Source organism: Aporhodopirellula sallentina SM41, from assembly GCF_000346505.1.
GTDB lineage: Bacteria > Planctomycetota > Planctomycetia > Pirellulales > Pirellulaceae > Rhodopirellula > Rhodopirellula sallentina.
The window spans coordinates 19,938-42,786 of the sequence record NZ_ANOH01000443.1 but is presented as its reverse complement, the minus strand read 5'-3'; the positions used below and the strand labels follow the sequence as shown (position 1 = coordinate 42,786).

The following is a 22,849-nucleotide window of genomic DNA, read 5'->3' as shown; positions in this document are numbered from 1 at the left end:
TTTCCCTACGCAATCTCCCGATGTCGATCCAGCGAAACCCCACCCGCCCCGTAACCATCGGTTCAATCACGATCGGCGACGGCAATCCGATCGCGGTGCAGAGCATGACGGCGACCAAGACCCAGGATGTCGCGGCCACGGTCGAGCAAGCCGAGGCACTGCACGAGCGTGGGGCGGGCGTCGTCCGAATCGCGGTCGACAGCAAGAAAGACGCGGAAGCGTTGGCAGAAATTCGCAAGCAAACGAAAGCGAATCTGGCCGTCGATTTGCAGGAAAACTTCAAGCTCGCCGAGCTCGTCGCGCCTCACGTCGACAAGATCCGGTACAACCCGGGGCACCTGTACCACCACGCCCGGGAGACGCCGTGGGAGGAGAAGGTTCGGTACATCATCGACCTCGCCGGAGAGCATTCCTGTGCGGTTCGCATCGGGGTGAATTGTGGCAGCGTGGATCCGGCGAAGAAGGAGAAGTACGCGTCGGACGATTCGATCACGCCGATGCTCGAATCGGCTCTCGAGCATTGTGAACTGGTCGATTCGTTCGGTTTTCACAACTTCGTCGTTTCGCTCAAGGACAGCGATCCGTCGAAAGTTGTCGAGGTGAATCGCCGCTTCGCCGAGCAGCGTCCGGACGTGCCGCTGCACCTCGGCGTGACCGAAGCCGGCATGCCGCCGGAAGGTATCATCAAAACTCGGATCGCGTTTGAGCAGTTGATCGGCAAGGGAATCGGCGACACCGTTCGGGTTTCACTCACGCTGCCCAACCCCCGCAAACCCGAAGAGATCGATGCGGGACGTGAAATCGTCGAAGACATCTATGCCGGTCGAGTTCGCAGTGTGGTGCGTTTCGACGACACGAAACTGAATATTATTAGTTGTCCGAGTTGCTCGCGTGTCGAGAACGAAGCGTTTGTGGATCTCGCCGCGAACGTGAAAGAAATGACGGAGTACGCGAAGGAGCACGCGATCACGATCGCCGTCATGGGGTGCCGGGTGAACGGCCCCGGCGAAACCGATGACGCCGATTTGGGTTTGTGGTGTGGGCCGGCGAAAGTCAACTTGAAGAAAGGTGAAGAGCCGCTCGGTGCGTTCGGGTATGACGAAATCCTGCCGAAACTGAAGGCGGAGTTGGACGCGTTGATCGCAGAGAAGTCTGGATCGACGGCGGGCGTTTGAGTCGCAGCGTGATGTCGCCCTCGACAACGCAGCGCACCCGCGTGCTCTTGATGGCGACGTCGATGCGTGGTGGTGGCAGTGAACATCAAGTTGCGTTGCTCGCCGAGCATTTGCCTCGCGACCGTTTTGACGTTCATCTGTATCTCACCCACGCCGAGGGTGTTTTGCTCGAAAGGATTCCCGGCGACGTGCGGATTCATTCGTGGTCGCACGGGGTTGGCTCGGATTCATCCGGCAGGTCGGGCATCGAGCGATTGCTCGATCGATGGCCGGGAACGATCCTGCGACGCCAAGCACTCGATTTCGCCGAAATTGTTAACCGCGAGTGGATCGATGTGATCTACGATCGTGCGTTTCACAACACGATGATTGCGGGGCATCCGTCCATTCGCGGTCTGGTTCGTGCCCGACGCGTCTCCACCATTGTCAGCCCGCCGCACGTGGCTTTGCCGATGGTGGAGAAACGATTCGTCGGTGCCAAACGCCGTCTGTTGGCCGATGCTTATCGCCGCAGCGACCAAGTGATCGCGGTCAGCAGCGTGGCGGCCGATTCGGCGGCGCGGTACTACGGGCTGCCGCGAGAGCAGATTGCCGTCGTTGCGAACCCGGTCGACGTCGACGAGGTACGCAAAACCGCCGGCGTGCCGCGCGAAGTACCTCCGAGTGGCGAACCTGCGAACCAGCCGGTTTCGACACCGTCGCGGGCCGAACTTCGGTTGGTTTGCGTCGGGCGGATGACTCCTGAAAAAGGGCAGGCGGACTTGGTAGAGGCGATCGGGATGCTGCCGAGCGGGTGGCCTGAGGGGCTGCGAGAGCGTTTGGTGGTCCGGTTCATCGGCGATGGTCCGAACCGCCGAGCGTTGGAAACACGGTGGCGACAAATCTGCCGGGCAGACGGGACGGTCGACGGGCATCGGGCGGAGTTTGTCGGGGCGATTTCGCCGGCGGTGTGTGAAATAGCGCGAGCGGACGGATTGGTTTTGCCGTCGCATTTCGAGGGAATGCCCAACGTGGTTCTCGAGGCGTTTGCTCTGGGTGTGCCCGTTGTGGCGACTCGTTCGGGCGGGACGGTGGATTTGCAGGCCGACCCGTCATGCCCGACCTGCTTTTGGGCCGAACCAGGCGATCCGGCGTCAATCGCCAAGGCTTTGTGGGAGTTTGCGGAGGATCCGCAGCGTCGCGAGGGTCACGTCAGGGCCGCCGGCGAACTGATTCGGGGCGACCATGCGATTGGGAGGGCAATTGAGCGTATTGGCGGGTTTTTGCACGGATAATCCGGTCAATCGTTACATTTCCTCGCTCCTTTGAATTGCCTGTCCCCCTAAGCGTCAAAAGCGTGGATTTTGTTGACACCTGTTTTTTTCGTCAATTATAATTTCCGCTTGCTACCCGGCTTACCCCTTTTCTCTCGTCTCCTTGGAACCACTTTCCCATGAATCTACTCGGGAAATCCTTCTCGGTTTTGATCCTGCTGCTCAGCGTGGTCTTCATGGTTTTGGCCCTGGCGGTCAATGCTTCCCACCGCAACTGGCGTGACATGGTTCTCGCCGACGACGGTTTGAAGGCTCAGATCGAGTCTTATGAACGAACCAACGACCAGCTTCGCGAAGCCCGTGCCCGGACGCAGGCGGAGTTGGACCGCGAAAAAGCGGCTCGGCGAACCGCCCTGGCGGCTCTGCAGACGCAACTCGACCAACTCGAGTCACAGCTTCGCGAGAGCGAGTCGACCGTTCAGCAGTTGCAGGCCAAAAACACCGAGTTAGCCCAGCTCGACCGAAGCCGTGCCGAAGAACTCGAAAAGTTGACTGCGGAAACCACCATGTTGCGATCGCAGATCCGCAAGGAACAGCAAGATCGTGACACGCTTTTCGCCGAAACGCTCAAGCTGACCGACGATATGAACGCGTTGCGTGGCATCGTTCAGTTGCAGGAAGATCGCAACAACCAGTTGCTCGCTCAGGTGACCCGGTACAAAGAAGTGGTTGACGCCGCGGGTCTGAATATCAACGATCCGCTCGACGGAGCACCGCCGGAACGCAACGGAAACGTTCTTGTGATCAATCGTCCGCGAAAATTGGTCGAGGTTTCCATCGGATATGACGATGGACTCCGGGAAGGCCATTTCCTGGAAGTCACCCGCGGTGGACGGTACGTCACCCGGTTGCGTGTTCGGGATACTGAGCCTGATCGTTCGGTAGCCGAGATCCTGAACGATTACAGCGAAGGAACGATTCAGGAGGGTGATCGTGTCGACACAACCATCGAGTAGCGTTGGCCCGGGCAAACGTCCGGCGAGTATCTTCACCGTGATGTTGCTGTTGGCGATGTTGTTCATGATTATCGCCGTCGTGGCGATGTACATCGAACTGAGTCGCTGGGCCCCGGACTACTATAAAACCAACACAGCCCGGCCTTCGACGACGTCGATGGTGGCTCCCGCGAGTGACTATTTCCTCGCGTAGGATCTTCTCTATTTGCAAAACGCTCCATCGCGTGTGGCTTCGGCCGCATGCGATTTTTTTTGTTGGGGTCGTACGTTTCGGTGCGGGGCTTGTCAAAGCCAGCACCGCAGAGGCCACGGCGTTTTGCGGTTGGACGCGTCCGCTCCCTATCGCTGGACTCGCCAGAATTCCGGCCACCGCAGTCTCGCGACATCGGCTGCATCGTTCTTCAAAACGCTAGCATCGCATGTCGGCGGGATATCGCGACGAGGCGTTTATGCCAATGCCATTTGGTCGGTGTAGAGTTCGAGCATTTGGCTCTGGACTTTGACTGCTCGGAGCAGCGTCCACAATTGATCCGGTTGGAACTGGATCGGTTCGTCGCCGAAGAGTTGATCGAGTTCATCGACCACGGCGCCGTATTGGTCCGTGGCTGCGTCGAATCGAAAGCTCGCGTGTTGCCACGCAGCCATTCGTTTCTCTGGATCGGCGAGTTGTTCATCGCCTTCATCGGCGTTGAGCAAAATCAGGCACAGACGCGCGATCTCGATCGGCGGCAAATCCGGCCGTTCGCGGCTGAGGTGTTCGGCGAGCTCGTGACATTTCATACCCAACGGTAGGTTGCGGTTGGGCCGACGCCAGCGAAACGATGTGGAATATTGAGCGTTTTGAGAGGCTTTGCCAAGTTGATGCGGTTGGCGTTCAGCTCGTTCGGATTGTGCCGGTAAATCCGGCAACGCTCAGTTGAGTCTGGACTTCGCGGAGGAACTCATCGTGGACCGGTGATGCGGGGCGAAAGGTGATTTCGCGGAGACCGTCGTCGGGGGCGAGCGGTTCGTCGGCTGGCGATCCTTTGGCGAGCGATCGGTTTGCGTGATGATGGTTTGCGTGATGATGGTTTGCTGGGGAATCGCTGATTTGAATGTGAACCCAAATCGTATCAGTGGGCATGGCGTCTTCGAACCGATCGGCCCATTCGATCAGCGTCCATTCGCCGGGGGCTTCCCAAAGCTCGTCGAGACCGAGTTCCCAGATTTCGTCCTCATCATTGATCCGGTACCAATCGAGGTGATGGAGGCGCCGCGGTGCACAGAAACTTGGCGGTGCACAGAAACTTGGTGGTGCACTGAAACTTGGTGGTGCACTGACACGTTGTGGCGTGTTGAGAGGTTGAGGTGTGCGGAGAGGTTGCTGTGCCTTCGGCGGTTGTTGGGCACTCAGAGAGTGATCGGGAGAAGGCTGCGCTGCGTTTGCAGGCGGCGGGTGATCACTCGGGCAGGTGTAGCTTTTGAGCAGGGTGAACGTGGGGCTGGTCACTTCGGAGGAATCCACCCCACAGGCTCGAGCGATTTCTTGGCAAAATTTTGTTTTGCCCGCTCCGAGCGTCCCCACGATTCCAAAGCAACGGGGTGAGGCTGACTGCTGCGCCGCAACGACGCAGCGTTCTGCCGCGATCAGAGCATCGGCAAGCTGCGCAATTTGCTCAATGCCGATGTCTGACAAATGCATCAATCTGAACTACGGAGTTTCCGTGCCCGTGGTCATGTTGTCCGAGGGAACCTCGGTGACGGCGGTGGTGTTGTCGCCGACTTCAGCGGGAGCTTCGGTGCTGGTGTCAACTTCATCGCCCGTGGGAGCGGCTGGTGGTGGGCATCCAACCGTTGTTGTGAGCAAAGCCAACGCGAAAACGCTGTAGGTGAATCGTTTGATCATGGGTTTCTCTCGTCGTTCAAGAAAGGTGAATTGCCGGAACTGCCAGGCGAAGGACAACGCCAATAAGCCCGGCATCCAAGTCGGATGTTAAGATTAGCAGAGTCTGCTACTTTTGCACCCGTACGTCTCATTTTCTTGCAAACTTCGGTTTCATCAAGCCCGCAAAGTTTACGTGGTGTGAATGATCGGTATCACTGTGGCAGGTGTAGGTGGAAAACGCTTGGTGTCCCTTCATCAGCGGGGGCGTTCCAGACGATACAACGCGTGTACTGGACATATTCAATCGAACTGCACTGTTCTATCGGATCGCACTGTGATGAAAAAACGATTCCACCTGTCGAAGCCGACGCCGTTTTGGGTTGGGGCTTTCGTCATGACATGTTGCTCGCTCTCAACCGCAACGGGCGTTCACGCTCAGGGGCTCGACGACCTTTTCGCGACCCCTGCCGATAACCAGTACCAATTTTCCGACGCGCCGGTGGCTGAACAGCCCGTCGGCGATCAACACGCTGAACCCACCGGGTATCTTTCGCGTCCGAAGGCGATTCCCGCGTCGACCCGGACCAGCGAAGCCCCGTTGCCGATGAACGATGCTCATGCGGTACCGAGTCCTTCGGATCTCCGTTTGGAGAACACATCGGGGTCACACATGGTTCCACGGAAGCCAACCGCGATGGAACTCCGTCAGGCTCGTGCTCTCGAAGAAACCCGCGCCCGCATGGCTCGGCTCGAAGCGGCACGTTGGGGCCTGCGTCCAACGCTCCGTCCGGCATGGGCGTCCGACCCGATGACGTCGAGCCGGTATCCGAGCGGCGGACGTTACGTGGTTCCTTTCTACATGCTCGTTCGCTAATTGCATCGAGTATGGATCGCGGCTCAGGTGGAGAGTCGCGATTTGAACCAGCGGGAAAACATCAGCATCCCGCCGAGCAGTCCGAGCATCGCGAGGCCGAGCCACAGCAATAGATCGCCCATTAGTGCGATCGTTGTCCGCAGCCGAGCGTTGTAAACCTCATCCCAAAAGATCAACGTCAGCACAGTGCCCGCACACAGGTAGGGGCCGAACGGAGTTGCCCGGTCGCGGGTCGCGACGAATTGGATGAGGACGATCACGATCGCGGCGAGCGGAGCGAGAAAGAACGCCGTGATGGACGCTTGCCATCCGATGTAAGCACCGATCATCGCCATCAGCGTGACGTCGCCGAACCCCATCGCTTCCATCTGCATCGCCCACCCGCCGACCAAACGGATCGACCAAACGATCCCGCCGCCGATAGCGAGCCCCATGAGCGAACTGGCTAGACCGAGCCAGTGAATGCCACCGATTTGGTAGACGATCGATATCGCAACAATGCCGACGACCCAAATCACCGCTAGGATTTTCCAGCTCGGATGACGGACGAGCCGGGCGAGAAAATACTCGATCGCTTTTGACACTCCATGGCGCATGATCACCCGCCGGTCTGCCAAGGCAAAACACCATCCGCTCCAAATCGCCAAGCAGGTCAACAGCCCGCCGCCCGACATCCATTTGGGATTCAAACCGAGTGGGTGTTGCAGCGTCACCGGAGAGATGCCTTCGGCCAACTGCCCAGGCAAGAATACATAGGGTGTGATCGACGCCAGCACGAGAGCCAAAATGGTGCCAGGAATCGTTATCGCATCTGGGATTGTCCGTTCGTCAAAATCGATAAACGTTGCCGCGACCATCATCGCTAGCAAAGCCGCGTGAACAAAAAATAGCAACGTCATCCAGGACGACAGCGTGGCAACCGCCGCAGCGGGAACGCCCGAGGGTAGTAGCAGCCCGCCGACCCACTGTTGGTGCATGATCGGCAACGTGATCGCCATCCCGAGTTCGATCAATAAAGGGCGCACCCAAAACCCCGGTCCGTGCAGCGGTGCCTCTCGTCGAAGACGCAGCCAACCTAGCAACGGGATCCGGTCGAGTTGCGATCTCGGCGGCAGTTTGTTCGCGATCTGTTGATGTTCCTCGTCCAGGTGCCAAGCGTCGATTCGCACCCATGGTGAAATTGGACGCGGGTACCAGCACCACGTGGTGATGACGTGATTCGCAATAGCGCCGAGTAGAATGCCCAAAATCGCTAGCACGGTGAGTGCCACCGGTTCCGGCAAACTCTGCCATCCGGCGACGAGAGCGTTGAAGGGGCCGAGATTCATAGATAAGACGCTAATGAGCAAATGACGTGACGAGTGTCGACGGCGTGTCCACCGTTCACCTCCCCGAGAACGGCATTCTCGATTCAATGCCGATCCGCAGTCGGGGTCCGCTCGGCAAGCAAACGAGCAAGCAAACGACGTAGATGAAGAAGGTGATCGCGACCAAGAAGATTAACGTATCGGGCTCAATCTCGAAACATCGCCCCCGTCGAGTTCGGTCGCGAGCGGCGGATGAGAACGGCAGTCAAGCAAATGTCGCCCACGTGCCTTCGGGCAGAGAATGCTTCTTCCGGCAGACAGTCGTGCTTCCAACGCAGAACGATGCCTCCGCGATTCCCACGTAGAATGCCGGGCACGTCGATGAAAGGCCGAGCACCCACGTGGAACGCTGAGCAGATTAGAATGTTGGGGAGCGAATCGACCCTCGGTCCTTCCTCGCGACTCTCGGTCGCCTCCCCAACACTTCGTTTCCTCCCACCCGGTTTCCTTTCACCCAGTTTCCTCCCACCAAAACGCCCCGGCGTCGTTCACGCCGATTCCTCCCCACCGTTCACGTCTCCCCACGCTCCCACCATGATTCCCCACCAACCCATGATGACACGAATCTTGTCTCTGTTTGTGATCTTGCTATCCACTGCGGTCAGCCTAACCGCGGATGACACGCGACCGAACATTCTCTTTATCCTCGTCGACGATCAGTCGCCTTTGGACCTGAAGGCGTACAACCCTGATTCGATTTGTGATACGCCAACGATCGATCGGCTCGCCGCCGAAGGTGTCGTGTTCGACGATGCCTATCACATGGGTTCGTTCTCCGGTGCGGTTTGCACACCTTCGCGTCACATGATCATGACGGGCAGAACCGTGTGGCACCTGCCGAATTGGAACAAAGGCGAGCACTGTCCCGACGACATCCTCGACAACGTGATGGCGGAGGTTTTCAACCGAGCTGGTTATGACACGATGCGAACCTGCAAACGTGGGAACAGCTACGCGGGAGCGAACGCAAAGTTCACCGTGGTGCGTGATGCCACCAAACGTGGTGGCACGGAAGAAACAGGCAGTGCTTGGCATGGAAAGCAGGTCCTCGATTATCTCGCCCGGCGAGAGGCGGAGAAAGATGAAGACCCCTTCCTGATCTACTTTGGGTTTTCCCATCCCCATGACACTCGAGACGGCACGCCCGAACTGCTCGCCAAGTACGGCGCGGTCAACCACAAAGACAAGTCATCGATTCCCGCTCTCAATCCAAAGCAACCATCCCTGCCGGTGAACTATCTCCCCGAGCATCCGTTTCACCACGGGCATCCCGGCCTGCGTGACGAAAACTCAGTTTCGGGTGTCTGGAAGCGACGCGACGAGGCCACGATTCGCAATGAGTTGGGCCGTGAGTTTGCGTGCAATGAAAACATTGACCGACAAATCGCCAAGGTGCTCGATAAACTTCAAGCGATGGGTGAACTGGACAACACGTATGTGATCTACACCGCGGACCACGGGATGGCGATCGGTCGACATGGATTGCAAGGCAAGCAGAACCTTTATCAACACACGTGGCGGGTTCCTTTCATTGTCACCGGTCCGGGGATCCAACCGAACCGCGTTACCGCGAACAGCTACCTGCTCGATACGTTGCCAACGATCTGCGATCTCGCGGGTGTTGAAGTCCCCGCGTCGGTCGAAGGTGAGAGTCTGCGGCCGGTTATCTTCGGCGAGAAAGAAACCGTGCGTGACGTTTTGTACGGAACCTACTCCGGCGGTACCAAGCCCGGTATTCGCGCCGTCAAAAAAGGTGACTGGAAACTGATCAAGTGGGATGTGATGGACGGTGCCGTTCGCGAAACGCAACTGTTTAATCTTGCCGAGAATCCGAACGAATTTTTGACCGAGGACCTTGCGGAGGATCCAGCCTACGCTGAAAAACTCGCGGAGATGGAAGCGTTGCTGCTCGACGAAATGCGACGAGTCGATGACCCGTACCGTCTTTGGAATCAACCTCTGGACGAAGCCATGACCGACGTGAGAAAAACACGCCGGAAGGGTGCCGCTGCGAAGTAGCCGGCGTCGAGATCGACGTTCGCTTAACCCCGTTTCTTTCTCGAATATGTTCTAGGTTTCGGTGTCCGTGCTATGAAGAATTGCCTGTTCCTATTTCTGGTCGTCTTCGGTGCTCTTCCGGCGTTCGCCGAAAAGCCCAACATCGTCTACATCATCTGTGATGATCTCGGATACGGAGACGTTCATTGTTTGGCACCCGAGACGTGCAAAATCTCGACGCCTCATATCGACAAACTCGCTTCGCAAGGCATGGTGTTTACCGACGCTCATGGCGGTTCGTCAGTGTGCACGCCGACCCGTTATGGGATCATGACGGGGCGTTACGCGTGGAGGACGTCTCTGCAACGTGGCGTGGTGACGGGGTTCGCTCCCAACCTGATTGCCGAGGATCGTCCGACGGTGCCGGGGCTGTTGCAGGACCATGGTTACACCACGGGGATCGTTGGCAAATGGCACCTGAACTTCCAATACGTCGACCCGGAAACTGGCGAAGCGTATTCACGCAAGAAGTATAAGAAGCCGCCTGTTGGTGCAGTCATCCCTGACGGGCCGACGCAGCGAGGGTTTGACTATTTCCACGGTTTTCACCACGCCCGTGACATGGAGGCAGTGATCGAAAACGATCGCGTGATTGAACACGATAAGGTCGTCAACATGCTGCCTCGATTAACCCATAAGGCGAGCGAGTGGATCGACTCTCGGGCGGGCAATGACAAACCGTTCTTTCTGTACGTGCCGCTCGGTTCACCCCACACGCCGATCGTTCCATCGGAGGAGTGGAAGGGGAAAAGCGGGCTGGGCGACTACGGCGATTTTGTGATGCAAACCGATCATGCCGTTGGCGAAATCACGGCCGCCATCGAGCGAAACGGTTTTGCAGACAACACGCTCGTGATCTTCACGAGTGACAACGGTTGTTCAAAAGCAGCCGGAATCCCAAAGCTGGCTGCCCAAGGGCACATCGTTTCGGCGCATCTTCGTGGTTCGAAAGCAGACCTTTGGGATGGCGGTCACCGCATTCCGTTCATTGTCCGTTGGCCCGGTAAGGTCGCCGCGGGATCGCAGAACAATAGTTTGATCTGCCTAACCGATTTGCTCGCGACGATCTGCGAGATTCTCGGCACCGACCTGCCACCGGGCAGTGGCGAGGATAGCGTTAGTTTCCTTCCTGCCCTGTCAGGCGACCCGATTCGCTCGACACGAAATGGGATCATCCATCATTCATATAGCGGTCACTTTGCGTATCGGCATGGGAAGTGGAAGCTGTTGCTAGCCAAAGCGTCGGGAGGATGGTCGATGCCGAACGAGGCAAAAGCTCCCGCCGATGCACCGATCGCGCAGCTCTACGATATGGAGGCGGACATCGGCGAGCAGAACAATCTCTACACGTCCAAACCCGAGGTCGCCGCACAATTGCTGAAGCTCCTCGAAGAAGATGTCCGCCGGGGCCGAAGTACGCAGGGAGAGCCTGCATCAAACGATGTTTCCGAGATCGTTCTTTGGAAGACGAAGAACAAGAAAGCCAACGCGAAGAAGAAAAACAAGTGAACCGTGGGAGAAACGGGGACTTGCACTGGCAGCGCTGATTAACGGTTTCGAGCCTATCGAACACGTTCTCAGTCGGTTGGTTTTGGCCGCGGCGGATGCGAAACAATAGAGACCATCAATCGCGGAGAACAGCCCAACGGGACGATGCTATCTCAACCCAAGGCAACGTGTTGGGGCTGGCCCAGGAATTTGTTGCAAATGTTCCCGAACGAAACGTTCCTGCCGGCTGATTCGAATCGGCTGTTGGGAACCAGCCCTACGTTTCAAATCCTTGTTGGAAACGCTCTAGCCCCGCCCGCCTTCGCAGCAGGTTTCGCAGATTCGATGGCAGGCAGTGCATTGCAGTTTGCCGCGAATATCAATCAGCCGCCCGCCACAGACCGGGCAGGCTGGATCGGACAAACACGTGCCGGGACTGGCGTCGCGTTCGAGGGGGCGGTTGGAATCGGGGGTGCTGCGCGGCGGTTTGGAATCTTCTGACATGATTCCTGTTTACCGGATGAGGGCCCGCTTCACAATTAGGTAGTAGCCGCTGCGTTCCAAGTGGAACGTGTGATCACGACACTCGTCTCCCCGGCAATATCCAGCCCGTGCTCGGCACCTATTAGCTCAAGCCCGGGCGGGGCTTATACGTGAGCAAAAGTAGTTTGCTTGCTTTTTTAACATGAATACGTGGCGCCGGACGATCGATAGCGGCCTTCTATGGAAGAGATGTTTTCGGTGGTCGTTCTACTCATGGTGGGCTTTGTGCGATGTCGATGGGCGTTCGGTTGACTACGTCGGGACGCTCATATGCCGGACCGGTTGGCGACTGCGATGTGTCCACGCTCGCTCTCGAGCAGCGGGAAATGGATGCCTCGTTTGAAGAGCCGGCCGAGTGGTCGCGGTACGACTTCCTTTGGGCTGAAAACGAACTCGCCAAACTCGAACGATCTTTGGCGGTCGATGGTGTTGATGATTCGGCCGCAATGGTTTTTCGGTGGTGACTTGCTCTGTGGCGAGCCGGTCAAAAATGATCGCGAGTGACAACGGTCTGGAAAACTCGGACTCACTTAAGAGTGGCCATTCGCAAATCAGGTTTTGGTCCATGTGAAACGATTCCCCATTCAAAGGACCCTCAGCAATGAAATATCAAAAAACTCGACGACGCTTGCGTGGGATTGAAGGCCTCGAAACTCGGCGGGTGCTAGCCGCGGCAATCTCGGTGGTGGACGGTTCGCTGTTCGTGGAGGGTGACGCCGAAGGTGAGATCGCGATCGTTGATCAGGGCGACGGAACGTTGCAGGTGACCGAAACCGGGGCCGGTGCCGACGGTGAAGACCTCGTCGAAGTTGTTGAAGGGGTCAGTGATGATATTGTGATACACCTCGACGGTGAGGGAGCCGGTGCTGACGATTCCGTGTCGATCGATTTGTCGGCGAACTCGGTTGCCGTGGATTCCGTCTACGCCGCGCTGGGTGGCGGTGACAATTCTGTTAGCCTCGACGGCGGGACGATTTCCGGCGACGTCGCGGTCGCGACCGCTGGCGGCAACGATACTGTGTCGATCGCCGAGGGAGCGTCCGTCGGCGGTAGTGTCGCCGCCGCTCTCGGTGATGGTGACAACGCGGTGGTCGTCGATGGCGATGTCGAAGGAGACTTCAACGCGTGTGGTGGCGAGGGAGATGACGCTGTTTCCATCGGTGAGGATGCCGAAATCGGTGGCAACGTTCGTGTTGGTTTGGGCGACGGTGAAAATGCCGTTGATGTCGCCGGCCAGATTGCCGGTGATCTCAATCTCCGCGGCGGCATCGATGACGATACCGTCACTCTTCTCGCCGAATCGATTGTGGCTGGAAACGTGAACGCGTCGTTGGGTGAAGGCGAAAACAGCGTCACGGTGGACGGAACCGTTGAGGGTGAATTGACGGGGCCGGCATTCGATGAAGTTTCCGATAGCGAGGTCGACGGTGATGTCGAAGAGCAAATCGATGAAACCGATGGGGTGGATGAGGGCGACTCCTCAATCCTAGTCGATCACGGTGAGTACCTCGCTGGACATCGGGAACGCGGGCATCGCGGTTTCGATCAACAGGGGCTCGACCAAGGAGCGTGTGGGAATATCGACGGTGAAGCAGACACCGAAGAGACGGACGAAGGAGACGTTAGCGACAACACGACTACCACGACCGATGACACCGTCGATGAGACCACTATTGATGACGGGGACTCCGAACTGACCACAGTGGAGGATGTTGGCGATGAAGATGCTAGCGATGAAGATGCTAGCGATGAAGATGCTGGCGATGAAGATGCTGGCGATGAAGATGCTGGCGATGATTCGACGGATATCGACGATGTCATTGACGCTACCGATGACGAGACCATGCTCGCCGAAACCGATCTCGGCCTGGGCGATCAAGCCGCTCGTGAAGAGGTTCAGCGACGACGCGGCCGAACCGGACAAGCAAGAACCGAGCAATGCTAGGGGCCCACTCTTTTTTAGAACGGATAGCTTTCAATCGGATAGCTTCCAAACCGACAGTTATCCGAAACCTATGAAAAACGCTCTTTCCAATTTCAGACTCTTTTAGGAATCCAATGATGCGAAACTACTCAATCATGAATCTCTCAATCTGCTCGGCTGTCGTGTTGGTCTTCTCGATCGCGATGGCGTTACCCGCCCAAGCCCAACGTCCCCGTCGCGGTGGCGGGAATCAAACGGGACCGCCGCGGATGCAACGTGACGCTGAAGTTGATGAAACCCAGGCGATGTTGTCCCGTGCACAGCAAAACACGACAACGAGCCAAGCGAGTGCATTGACGTCCGCGACGCAGAGCATGCCGACCATTGAACAGCTCGCGACGATGATGCTCGCCAATTTCGATGCCGACGAAAGTGGCGGTCTTGATCAAACTGAATTGCAAAGTGCGTTGGCGGCGCTAAGGCAAATGATGCAGGCTCAAGCGACACAGACCACCGACGCGGCGATGCAGGCTCGCACGCAAGCAAGCGGATTTCGAGGTCGTGGTCGGTGACCGTCCCGAGATTCTTGGTAATTCGCGGGGCTCGCCGAAACTCTTGGCGGGCTGTTGATTTATTCGTTTAACGGGCAGCCAAAGGCGACCTGCTTGCCACTGCCACGTCGCCTACGGCTACCGGTTAAACGAAAACAGGTTGACTCTTGATTAAATCGACAATCCGTTGGCGAGTTTCGCTACCTTAGAGGATTTCGATACCCTGGTGGATTTTGGAATCTGATGTGCCTGATCTTGGTCGCTAGGCTCGCCAGGATTCAGGCCTCCCGACGCTTGGCGACATCGGGCACGTCACTTTTGAAAACGCTTTCGTCGACCTAGGAAGCCGGGTTTGACGGGGTAAGAAATCTGAGGTGGTGAGCGGCGTGAGCGGAATGAATTTGTTCGATCATGTCACGTGATTGTTTGCCAAACGCGGGATGCGGATGGTATTTGCCCACGTGGCGATGGACTCGCTCGACGCTCTTGGCAAACGCCTCGACTTCGGAGGCGTCGTCAACATTCTCGGGAGGAACAAACATCGACGAGGTGCGGATGCCGCGAGGGGAATCCTTGCTGAGTATTTTGGGCAGCAAGAACCGTCGCATGATCGGACGCATGAACGCGAACAGCGACATCCACTTTGGGTAGCCGTCAACACTCGGGTCTTGCACCAAGATCAAGTGTCGGCAGATCTGCCCGAGCGTCCAGTTGCCTTGGCGGGTGTAGCCTTCGCGAAGCAGCAGGCGGGCTTCCGCAACGGCGGTGTCGAGGTTTTCAAATTGCAGGTCGCGGAGATTGCTCATGAGATTGCTTGAGAGGAACCGGAGGATGGCGGTTTGTTGAGAACATGAATGATTGTTTTCCCTTTTGCATGTCCGCGATCAATGTTGCGAAGCGCCTCGGGGGTTTCGGCGAGAGGATATGTCTTTCCGATCAGCGGGCGGACCCCTTGGCTCTCGACGAGGTTCATGAGGACATCAAGATCGTCGTGATTGGGGACCGAGAGATAACGCCGCAAATTTTGCCGGGTCCAGGGCGATAGAAGCAACGGCCGGATCAATCGAACCATCATCGCCAGACCTTGGGCTCCCGTCCCACTGTTGAGGATCATCGTTCCGCTGGGTTTCAGGACCCGGCGGCATTCCGCCAAAGTGCGGTTCTCGATGTTGTCGAAGATCACATCGTACCGTGGTTCGCTCTGGGTGAAGTCTTCGCGGTCGTAGGCGATCACGTGGTCGGCACCGAGCGAACGCACTACTTCTGAGTTGGCCTCGCTACAAACTCCGGTAACGATCGCGCCGTATGCTTTTGCGATTTGGATTGCAAAGCTGCCGACGCCCCCGGAGGCTCCGATGACTAGCACGTGTTGGCCGGGTTGGACCTTGGCGACGTCTCGCATCGCATGCAGCGCCGCGAGGCCCGACGTGGGAAGCGATGCCGCGTCCGAAAAAGGGCAGAGGTAGGTTTCTTAGAGAGCGTCTTTTCATCCGCGACGGTGAATTCGGCACACGATCCCGAGCAGTAGCCGAATACCTCGTCGCCGCGTTGCAACGAGCGGACGTTGCAGCCAATCGCTTCCACCGTTCCGGCAACGTCGTATCCGGGCACGCCGTACTTGGGTTTCCACCATCCCGATTCGACACGCATCAAAAGCGGAGAACCTCGGACGCCAAAGCAATCGCCCACGTGAAGTCCGGCGGCATGCACACGGACCAAAACTTCGTTGTCCCGGGGGATTGGGGCTTCGATATCGGTCAAGCGAAGATCGTCAAACGAACCGTATTCTTCGTGATAGATCGCTTTCATCGTTTTGACAGTGGTGTGGTTCGAAGTGACGATGGTCGGTGAACGCATCGGTCGGTGAACGGATCGGTCGGTGAACGGATCGGTCGGTGAACGGATCGTTTTTGACTTGCGCTGTAAGTTGCGTTTTTTTGATAGTATGCTTACGCTGTAAGTGAGTCAAGCTGGAAATTGGAACGAGCCGGATATTCGAGGAGTGTGAATGGCGAAGATCAAACGGGAAGCCAAACGCCGTTCCGCGTTGACAAAGGACCGGGTGCTCAACGCGGCGGTGAAATTGGCCGATTCAGGCGGGATCGACTCGCTTTCGATGAGAAAGCTCGCGCAAAAGCTACGGGTCGAAGCGATGTCGCTTTACAATCACGTCGCCAACAAAGACGAAATTCTCGACGGGATCGTCGAAAAGGTGGTCGGAGAGATCGAAGTGCCGGTTGTCGGTGGCGACTGGCGAAACGAGATGCTCCGGCGAGCGAATTCCGCACACTTGGTTTTGATGCAGCACCCTTGGGCGACGATGTTGATCGTCTCGCGCCCAAACATAGGGCCCATGATGCTGCGATATGTTGATGCGACGATCGGATGTCTTGTCGAAGCCGGGTTTTCATATGCCGATGCCGATCACGCTTGGAACGCGATCGACAGCTTCACGTACGGCTTCACGTTGCAGAAACTCAACTTTCCGTTTGCTCCGGAGGAGTACGCAGACGTTGCCAAAGAGTTTCTCCCGCAAATCCCACAAGATGATTTCCCGTATTTGCACGGGATGTCCAAAGAGATCATCGCGAAGAGTCATGACGGGGTGCATGATCTTCAATTCGGTTTGAAGTTAGTTTTGGATGGCTTGGAAACGCTGCGGGGGTGAAGGACGGGGGAGCTGGCGTGGCAGCGGTCTGGGTTTCAACGCAGAGACGCAATAGCGCAGGGACGCCAAGGTTGTGTTTGGAAGCCCTTTCTTTGCGTGTTTGCGTTGAAAATCACCTCCGATCGCCAAGTAATCTCCGATGCTTCCAACGCTTCCAACGCTTTCGCCCGCGATTGGCCGGCATTTTCTTTAGGCAGCGACCCAGATATTTTCGGCGATGCGTTCTGTGCATGGCATGCATCTGAAGAATGCATTGGATGTATGGGGCGGTAGGGCCAATAATAGGGAGTGTCCAGTATCGGTCCGGTTGATCGACGTTGGAACCACGATCCCTATTCTTTGGAGAGAACATGCCCCACACAAAATTCTTGTCTCGATTGATGTCGAGCTGCGCGGTGCTGTGCATCGCCACGTCGGTTTCTGCGGAAGACGTCCCCCCGTCGTCGTCGGCGCCTCACGGTGCGGGAGCGTCGCTGGCTCAGTGTCCTGTTATGGGAAATGCGGCGAAACCCGCCGGTTCCGTCGGCGAAATGGCTTCTCACGGAGGAAGCATGACCGGCGGGAGTTACTCGAACCATGATTGGTGGCCGAACCAACTGAATCTGCAAATCCTGCATCAGAATTCGCTCAAGAGCAATCCGATGGGCGAGGATTTCGATTATGCCGAGGAGTTTCAAAAGCTCGATCTGGAGGCGGTCAAACGCGACATCAAGGAATTGATGACCACGTCACAGGATTGGTGGCCGGCGGATTATGGTCACTACGGTCCGTTCTTCATTCGGATGGCCTGGCACAGCGCTGGAACCTATCGTGTGACCGACGGGCGAGGCGGCGCGGGCTACGGCACCCAGCGATTCGCGCCGCTGAACAGTTGGCCGGACAACGCAAACCTGGACAAGGCACGTCGATTGTTGTGGCCGATCAAACAGAAGTACGGTCGTCAATTGTCGTGGGCCGATTTGATGGTGTTGACCGGCAACTGCGCGTTGGAGTCCATGGGATTCGAGACGTACGGATTTGCCGGAGGCCGCGAAGACGTTTGGGAACCACAGATCGATATCGACTGGGGACCGGAAACGGAGTGGCTCGGCGACAAGCGATACAAGGGCGAACGCGAATTAGACAATCCTCTCGCCGCGGTTCAGATGGGATTGATCTACGTCAATCCGGAGGGGCCTAACGGCAAGCCCGACCCGATCGCGGCAGCGAAAGATATTCGTGACACCTTTGGCCGCATGGCGATGAACGATGAAGAAACGGTCGCATTGATCGCCGGTGGTCACACGTTCGGGAAAGCACACGGTGCGGCAACGCCTCAAGGAAACGTCGGACCGGAACCCGAAGGTGCGAGCCTCGAGGAACAAGGACTCGGATGGAAGAACACGTACGGAACCGGAAACGCGGGCGACACGATCACCAGCGGTTTGGAAGGTGCGTGGACGAGCACTCCGACCGAATGGTCCAACGGCTACTTTGAAAATCTGTTCGAGTACGAGTGGGAACTGACCACGAGTCCTGCCGGTGCTCATCAGTGGACGCCGAAAAACGGGGCGGCCGATGGGACGGTGCCGGATGCGCATGATTCGAGCAAGTCTCACGCTCCGATGATGTTCACGACGGACATGGCGTTGAAGATGGATCCGATCTACGGGCCGATCTCCAAGCGTTTCTATGAAAACCCAGATGAATTCGAAGCCGCGTTTGCGAAAGCTTGGTACAAGCTGACGCACCGCGACATGGGACCCTACTCACGATGCCTCGGACCAGAAGTCGCGCCGCCGCAAATTTGGCAAGACCCGGTTCCCGAAGTCGATCATGAATTGATCAACGACCAAGACATCGCGGCGCTGAAGGCGAAAGTGTTGTCGTCAGGGTTGTCGATTTCGGAATTGGTTTCGACCGCGTGGGCATCGGCGTCAACGTTCCGTGGAACCGACAAACGTGGCGGGGCCAATGGGGCTCGCATTCGTTTGGCACCACAGAAAGATTGGAAGGTGAATAACCCGGCGGAAGTCGCCAAGGTCGTCGGTGTGCTCGAGACGATCGGGTCGGAGTTCAATCAATCGCAAACCGGCAACAAGAAAGTTTCGGTGGCCGACATGATCGTGCTCGGAGGCTGTGCTGCGGTCGAGGCCGCCGCAAAGAATGCGGGATACGACATCGTCGTCCCGTTCGAACCCGGACGTACCGATGCGTCGCAGGAGCAAACCGATGTCGAAGGGATGGCGGTTCTCGAACCGACCGCGGACGGATTCCGAAACTATGTCGGACGTGATGTTCGAACTCCACCGGAACAGTTATTGATCGACCGAGCACAGAAGTTGACGCTGACTGCGCCTGAAATGACTGTGTTGATCGGTGGGATGCGAACGCTCAATGCCAACACCGACGACATGCGACTCGGCGTGTTCACCAACAACACCGACGCGTTGACCAATGACTTCTTTGTGAACCTGTTGGACATGGGGACGCAGTGGAAGAAGTCCGAGGTTTGCGAGCACTTTTTCGAAGGTCGTGATCGTCAAAGTGGCGAGGTGAAGTGGCGAGCGACCGCGGTTGATTTGGTCTTCGGATCGAACTCGCAGTTACGTGCGATCGCGGAGGTGTATGCGTCGGACGATTCGCAGGAGAAGTTTGTCAACGACTTTGTTTCAGCATGGAACAAGGTGATGAACGCCGACCGGTTTGAGCTCGGCGAGTCATCGCGAAACTAAGTCGTTTGTAATCAGACGGAGCTGATGTTTTGATATGCCGGACCTCGGGGCTGAATTTTCGCGAATTCAGTTCCCGTGGTCGGGCACGTGCCGTCTGGCAAATGCTCCCGAGTCTCTTGCAACCGATCTGCTTCGGGGGATCGCCACGGTTGTCACGCGTGCGAGTGTTCTTAGGAATGATCTCGCCGATATCGCAAGATTTCGGTGGCTTCATGTCCGGCGAATCCAGCGACAGGAATCGGACACGTCAAACTTCAAAATGCTGTGAGCTGTTTAAGTGTTCTTTGGCGACGTGTGCTTTGGCGACTCAGCTCACTCTTTTCAATCGGTTCTAAGTCACTGCGGCCTTCACCGCGTCGAGAACCGTTTGGGACATCTGCAGGGCTGGCGAAGCTAGGAACGCGAGGTTGCCCCAGGCGAAGCGTTGGCGGACATCGGGAGCGAGCGGCCACGTCGGGAGGTTCTCGAGCGATGCGATTTGGTCGATCAAGCTCGCTCGGTCAGCGCCATCATCGGGTGGCTGGTTGGAATCTCGCGATGATTGTTGCAGCCGGTACAGACGCGCGCTGAGTTCATCGACGCGAGATTGCATCTGCTTCTTTTGCAGGGACATTTGTTGGTGAAAGAACCAAAGCGGCAACGCGAAGGTGAGCAGTTCGATGCCGATCGTGACCAAGAAGAAAATTAAATAGGTGTTCTTCCACTGAGATTCGAAATCGGAATCGCTCGCCGGCCAGATCTTGGTCCAGTTGGGCATGGCGAGCACCCAGAACGCGAAGAACAGTACGGGGAGAGCCGTGATCGTGGCTTGGTAGAAGTAGTAGTCGCCGATCGGTCGCAGCCCAGCGGCGGCATCGGAATGGCCTGGTATCAGGGTGAGTTTGATGCGTTCTTTCACCAATTGGCGGCCGAACAGCCCGTAGGCGATCCCGCGTCCCGCGTAACGCCCCACCAAACGTGCGGCGATGACTTCCAAGATTACCTCGCCGATAAACCACATTCGATCGGCCCGCGGAGTCGCCTGCCATTGCTCGCCAGCGTAGACGCCGATATAGGACGCTAGCAGAAACATAGGCAGGACGAGGCTGCCGACAGTCGCCGCGGTTCGGGCTCGTTTGCGAGTTTGAGCGAGCAGGCGGTCGAACTGGTCCTGCGAGGCGTCGATGGCGTTTCGTTTATGAAGCCGTTCGAGCATCGATTCGAACCGACCACCGAGCCGATTGGCGATGAAAATTCCGACAATCAACAGAAACCACGCCGAGACCGATGCCCAGTTGGCGGGATCCATCGCGATTAACGAATCTCGGTGAATCGCACAGACGATGAGCAGCGAAACGCACGCGAACACGCCTTCCGCGTCCGGATGCGGGTTCTTGTCGGGGGGACGATTCCAGTCGTGTCGACCACGCGTTTTCATCGCACTCGTCGGTTGAATCTTTTGGCGGCAGCAATCGAGGTCGGACGACTCCGCACCTACCTAATACGCAGCAATTTTCGTACTCGATTTCGCGGTTCAATCGCTAGATCGGTTTGGGGGGCTTGCTCTGACGCTCTGGCAATCCGGCGACGCTGCTCTCGACCGGCGACGTCCGATGGGCTGATGCTGACCGGTTCGTGCGTTTTGGATTCGTGCTTTCGCGAGGAGGATCCGGGCGACTACCGTACGACGGCAGGTTCACCATCAGATACACCGGAGACGAGCCGGATTTCCGGGTTTTGGTTTCGTGGTTGGCTGGGGAGTTGCCGGCGAGGTGTTGGGGGCGCGGTTTGTTGGTTCGCGAGCAATGATCCTTTTTCGCGGGATCTTTGTTCGTGGGATTTTCGTTCAGGGGATTTTCGTTCGGGGAGTTCGAGCAGCAACCGCATCATCTCTTCGGCGGCACCGGTGGCAACGCGTTGGATCGTGTCGCGGTCGGTTTCGTCACCGAACTCGTACGTCACTGCGGTGACTCCCAGGGTGCGATCCACCCAGGCTTTGCTGGTGCTGCGGTGTGCGTTGTGGTTGTCATCGACGGCCACATCGTATCGCGGGAAACGGTTTTGGATCGCGGCAAACCACTGTCGGGTGAATCCGGCAGGGAAGACACGGTCGTTTGGTGCGGGGATGTAAAAGACGTCGTCGTATGTGCTGTGAAAATCAACGAACAGGCACAACCGGTCTTCACCGGACCGTCGGCAATGAAGCAATTGCTCGCGAACGGCTTGCGTCTCCGGCTGAGTGAAGTGCGACCAGTCGCGGTTCAGGTCGACGCCGTTGGCGTTGCAACGCCAATGGCCGTGGTGGACACCATCGGGATTCACCGTTGGAACAACCAAAGCGGCGAACCGCTTGCGAAATCTTTGTGCGATTTCCGAATCGCTCGCCAAGGCGTCGACGAAGTGCACCATGCCGATCGCGCCGGTGACTTCGGGTGGGTGTTGTCGAGCGATGAGGTAGACGTAGTCGGGATCGTCGCTTTGAGTGATCGTCAGTTGTTCGACGTCGCGGCCTTGAACGGATCGGCCGATGCGTTTTTTAGCGACATAGGGCAACCGGGTGAGTTGATTGGACCACTGCGAAATTTCGTCGGTGGAGAGTAACTCTTGACCGGCGATCCACAGCGGTTCGGCATCAACAGGAATTCGCATCTCGACGTCTTGGCCGGAGTTGCTCGCGCTGCTGATCAGTTCGGTTGCCGACTGCCAGGTTTCGCCATCGCGGCTGATTTTGGGTTCGTAGCGATGCGAACCACCGACATAGTGCAACAGGACTCGGATGGTTTGTTTGCGTTGAGATTCAATACGAAAGGCGTACCAGGCGCTGTCGTTGATCGGGTCGGATTCCGGTGCGATGGTGATCGCAAACGTGTCGTCGTTGATCTGAGTGCAGCGATTCATCCGGCCGCCGGGGAACGCGCTGGTGATCGAGACGTCGCCGTTGCGGCTGCGGAAGTCCGCGTCGCCGCGTCGAAGGTCGGTGTCAGCGGCCGTGCCGATCAGTGTTGAACCGAACAACGCCGCGTACACACAGAGTGCCGATGCGGTCAGCAGTGCGGGGCGTTGAATGAGCGAAAAGAAAGCGAGGGCGTTCCGGTGTCGGGATCTCATGCTCGGCACTCCATGCCAATTCAATGTTCGTACAGCGCCGGCCGTTGGTGGTCGACACGTGATTCATTTCATGTGACCCACACGAGGTTTGCATCGGTGGGGAACCGATAACCTGTGCAGTGCGCGTTTCCCGTCCGGCGGTCAATGGCGATGCGTGGATCGTCGAATGCCGAAAGAGAATCAACCGGCCACCGCAGGGCCAACCGGGGAGGTTGGAGTGGGCCGGCTAGATGTCATCGCCTCGTGTTTCATTGCAAAAAACGAGGC

22 protein-coding genes are annotated in these 22,849 nt (G+C 57.4%); 12 read left to right on the top strand and 10 right to left on the bottom strand.

Annotation, left to right across the window (positions count from 1 at the left end):
- Window positions 1-20: 20 nt before the first annotated feature.
- The 4 genes from ispG (at window position 21) to RSSM_RS28825 (ending at window position 3,637) form a co-directional block, all read left to right on the top strand.
- Entirely contained in the window at window positions 21-1,175 is a 1,155-nt protein-coding gene (gene ispG / locus RSSM_RS28840; protein WP_008688195.1) for a (E)-4-hydroxy-3-methylbut-2-enyl-diphosphate synthase, read from the top strand.
- A gap of 11 nt (window positions 1,176-1,186) precedes the next feature.
- Window positions 1,187-2,449: a glycosyltransferase gene (locus RSSM_RS28835; protein ID WP_008688192.1), complete on the top strand. Its 1,263-nt coding sequence runs from the start codon at window positions 1,187-1,189 to the stop codon at window positions 2,447-2,449.
- A gap of 158 nt (window positions 2,450-2,607) precedes the next feature.
- On the top strand, window positions 2,608-3,444 hold the full coding sequence (locus tag RSSM_RS28830) for a hypothetical protein (RefSeq protein ID WP_008688190.1): 837 nt from the start codon (window positions 2,608-2,610) through the stop codon (window positions 3,442-3,444).
- Complete coding sequence (locus RSSM_RS28825; protein ID WP_008688188.1) at window positions 3,422-3,637, top strand: hypothetical protein; 216 nt, start codon at window positions 3,422-3,424, stop codon at window positions 3,635-3,637. The genes RSSM_RS28830 and RSSM_RS28825 overlap by 23 nt, the downstream gene beginning before the upstream one ends.
- Window positions 3,638-3,891: 254 nt before the next feature.
- On the opposite strand, the gene RSSM_RS28820 is transcribed toward RSSM_RS28825, so the two are convergent.
- The 3 genes from RSSM_RS28820 to RSSM_RS28810 form a co-directional block, all read right to left on the bottom strand.
- A complete protein-coding gene (locus RSSM_RS28820; RefSeq protein ID WP_008688186.1) occupies window positions 3,892-4,224 on the bottom strand; it encodes a hypothetical protein in 333 nt (110 codons plus the stop codon).
- Window positions 4,225-4,318: 94 nt separating this feature from the next.
- On the bottom strand, window positions 4,319-5,125 hold the full coding sequence (locus RSSM_RS34010; protein ID WP_008688184.1) for a tRNA (adenosine(37)-N6)-threonylcarbamoyltransferase complex ATPase subunit type 1 TsaE: 807 nt from the start codon (window positions 5,123-5,125) through the stop codon (window positions 4,319-4,321).
- A gap of 9 nt (window positions 5,126-5,134) precedes the next feature.
- On the bottom strand, window positions 5,135-5,329 hold the full coding sequence (locus RSSM_RS28810) for a hypothetical protein (protein WP_008688182.1): 195 nt from the start codon (window positions 5,327-5,329) through the stop codon (window positions 5,135-5,137).
- Between the two features lie 316 nt (window positions 5,330-5,645).
- On the opposite strand from RSSM_RS28810, the gene RSSM_RS28805 reads away from it, so the two are divergent.
- Window positions 5,646-6,182, top strand: a complete 537-nt coding sequence (locus tag RSSM_RS28805; RefSeq protein ID WP_144060206.1) for a malate synthase — start codon at window positions 5,646-5,648, stop codon at window positions 6,180-6,182.
- A 23-nt stretch (window positions 6,183-6,205) separates the two neighbouring features.
- Here RSSM_RS28805 and RSSM_RS28800 read toward each other — a convergent pair whose 3' ends face one another.
- A complete protein-coding gene (locus tag RSSM_RS28800) occupies window positions 6,206-7,510 on the bottom strand; it encodes a prepilin peptidase (RefSeq protein WP_008688177.1) in 1,305 nt (434 codons plus the stop codon).
- A gap of 594 nt (window positions 7,511-8,104) precedes the next feature.
- Here RSSM_RS28800 and RSSM_RS28790 point away from each other — a divergent pair.
- A complete protein-coding gene (locus tag RSSM_RS28790; protein ID WP_081613920.1) occupies window positions 8,105-9,568 on the top strand; it encodes a sulfatase-like hydrolase/transferase in 1,464 nt (487 codons plus the stop codon).
- Between the two features lie 72 nt (window positions 9,569-9,640).
- On the top strand, window positions 9,641-11,116 hold the full coding sequence (locus RSSM_RS28785; RefSeq protein WP_008688172.1) for a sulfatase family protein: 1,476 nt from the start codon (window positions 9,641-9,643) through the stop codon (window positions 11,114-11,116).
- A gap of 285 nt (window positions 11,117-11,401) precedes the next feature.
- On the opposite strand, the gene RSSM_RS32785 is transcribed toward RSSM_RS28785, so the two are convergent.
- Window positions 11,402-11,599, bottom strand: coding sequence for a hypothetical protein (locus RSSM_RS32785; protein WP_081613919.1), 198 nt, complete (start codon window positions 11,597-11,599; stop codon window positions 11,402-11,404).
- Between the two features lie 269 nt (window positions 11,600-11,868).
- Between RSSM_RS32785 and RSSM_RS28775 the strand changes: the two genes are divergently transcribed.
- The 3 genes from RSSM_RS28775 to RSSM_RS28765 all read left to right on the top strand — a co-directional run bounded on the left by RSSM_RS28775 (window position 11,869) and on the right by RSSM_RS28765 (window position 14,134).
- Window positions 11,869-12,102, top strand: coding sequence for a hypothetical protein (locus tag RSSM_RS28775; protein ID WP_008688164.1), 234 nt, complete (start codon window positions 11,869-11,871; stop codon window positions 12,100-12,102).
- 137 nt (window positions 12,103-12,239) lie between these two features.
- Window positions 12,240-13,583, top strand: coding sequence for a hypothetical protein (locus tag RSSM_RS28770; RefSeq protein ID WP_008688162.1), 1,344 nt, complete (start codon window positions 12,240-12,242; stop codon window positions 13,581-13,583).
- A 134-nt stretch (window positions 13,584-13,717) separates the two neighbouring features.
- On the top strand, window positions 13,718-14,134 hold the full coding sequence (locus RSSM_RS28765) for a hypothetical protein (protein WP_144060205.1): 417 nt from the start codon (window positions 13,718-13,720) through the stop codon (window positions 14,132-14,134).
- A 317-nt stretch (window positions 14,135-14,451) separates the two neighbouring features.
- Here RSSM_RS28765 and RSSM_RS28760 read toward each other — a convergent pair whose 3' ends face one another.
- From RSSM_RS28760 to RSSM_RS35075, 3 genes are read right to left on the bottom strand one after another with little or no spacing between them, the layout of a single operon-like run.
- The gene (locus RSSM_RS28760; RefSeq protein WP_008688159.1) at window positions 14,452-14,919 is read right to left on the bottom strand and encodes a DUF1569 domain-containing protein; all 468 of its coding nucleotides are present in this window, start codon (window positions 14,917-14,919) and stop codon (window positions 14,452-14,454) included.
- Window positions 14,916-15,515, bottom strand: a complete 600-nt coding sequence (locus RSSM_RS35080) for an NAD(P)-dependent alcohol dehydrogenase (RefSeq protein ID WP_236621456.1) — start codon at window positions 15,513-15,515, stop codon at window positions 14,916-14,918. The genes RSSM_RS28760 and RSSM_RS35080 overlap by 4 nt, the downstream gene beginning before the upstream one ends.
- Window positions 15,473-15,970, bottom strand: coding sequence for an alcohol dehydrogenase catalytic domain-containing protein (locus RSSM_RS35075; RefSeq protein ID WP_008688155.1), 498 nt, complete (start codon window positions 15,968-15,970; stop codon window positions 15,473-15,475). The genes RSSM_RS35080 and RSSM_RS35075 overlap by 43 nt, the downstream gene beginning before the upstream one ends.
- Before the next feature lie 151 nt (window positions 15,971-16,121).
- Between RSSM_RS35075 and RSSM_RS28750 the strand changes: the two genes are divergently transcribed.
- Together RSSM_RS28750 and katG are read left to right on the top strand one after the other, a co-directional pair.
- Window positions 16,122-16,781, top strand: a complete 660-nt coding sequence (locus tag RSSM_RS28750) for a TetR/AcrR family transcriptional regulator C-terminal domain-containing protein (protein WP_008688153.1) — start codon at window positions 16,122-16,124, stop codon at window positions 16,779-16,781.
- A gap of 350 nt (window positions 16,782-17,131) precedes the next feature.
- Window positions 17,132-19,495 (top strand): catalase/peroxidase HPI, encoded by a 2,364-nt coding sequence (gene katG / locus RSSM_RS28745; RefSeq protein ID WP_044303930.1) that lies wholly within the window; start codon window positions 17,132-17,134, stop codon window positions 19,493-19,495.
- 331 nt (window positions 19,496-19,826) lie between these two features.
- Here katG and RSSM_RS28735 read toward each other — a convergent pair whose 3' ends face one another.
- Together RSSM_RS28735 and RSSM_RS28730 are read right to left on the bottom strand one after the other, a co-directional pair.
- Window positions 19,827-20,912: a hypothetical protein gene (locus RSSM_RS28735; protein ID WP_008688145.1), complete on the bottom strand. Its 1,086-nt coding sequence runs from the start codon at window positions 20,910-20,912 to the stop codon at window positions 19,827-19,829.
- A gap of 239 nt (window positions 20,913-21,151) precedes the next feature.
- Window positions 21,152-22,582, bottom strand: a complete 1,431-nt coding sequence (locus RSSM_RS28730) for a M14 family metallopeptidase (RefSeq protein WP_081613918.1) — start codon at window positions 22,580-22,582, stop codon at window positions 21,152-21,154.
- Window positions 22,583-22,849: the final 267 nt, after the last annotated feature.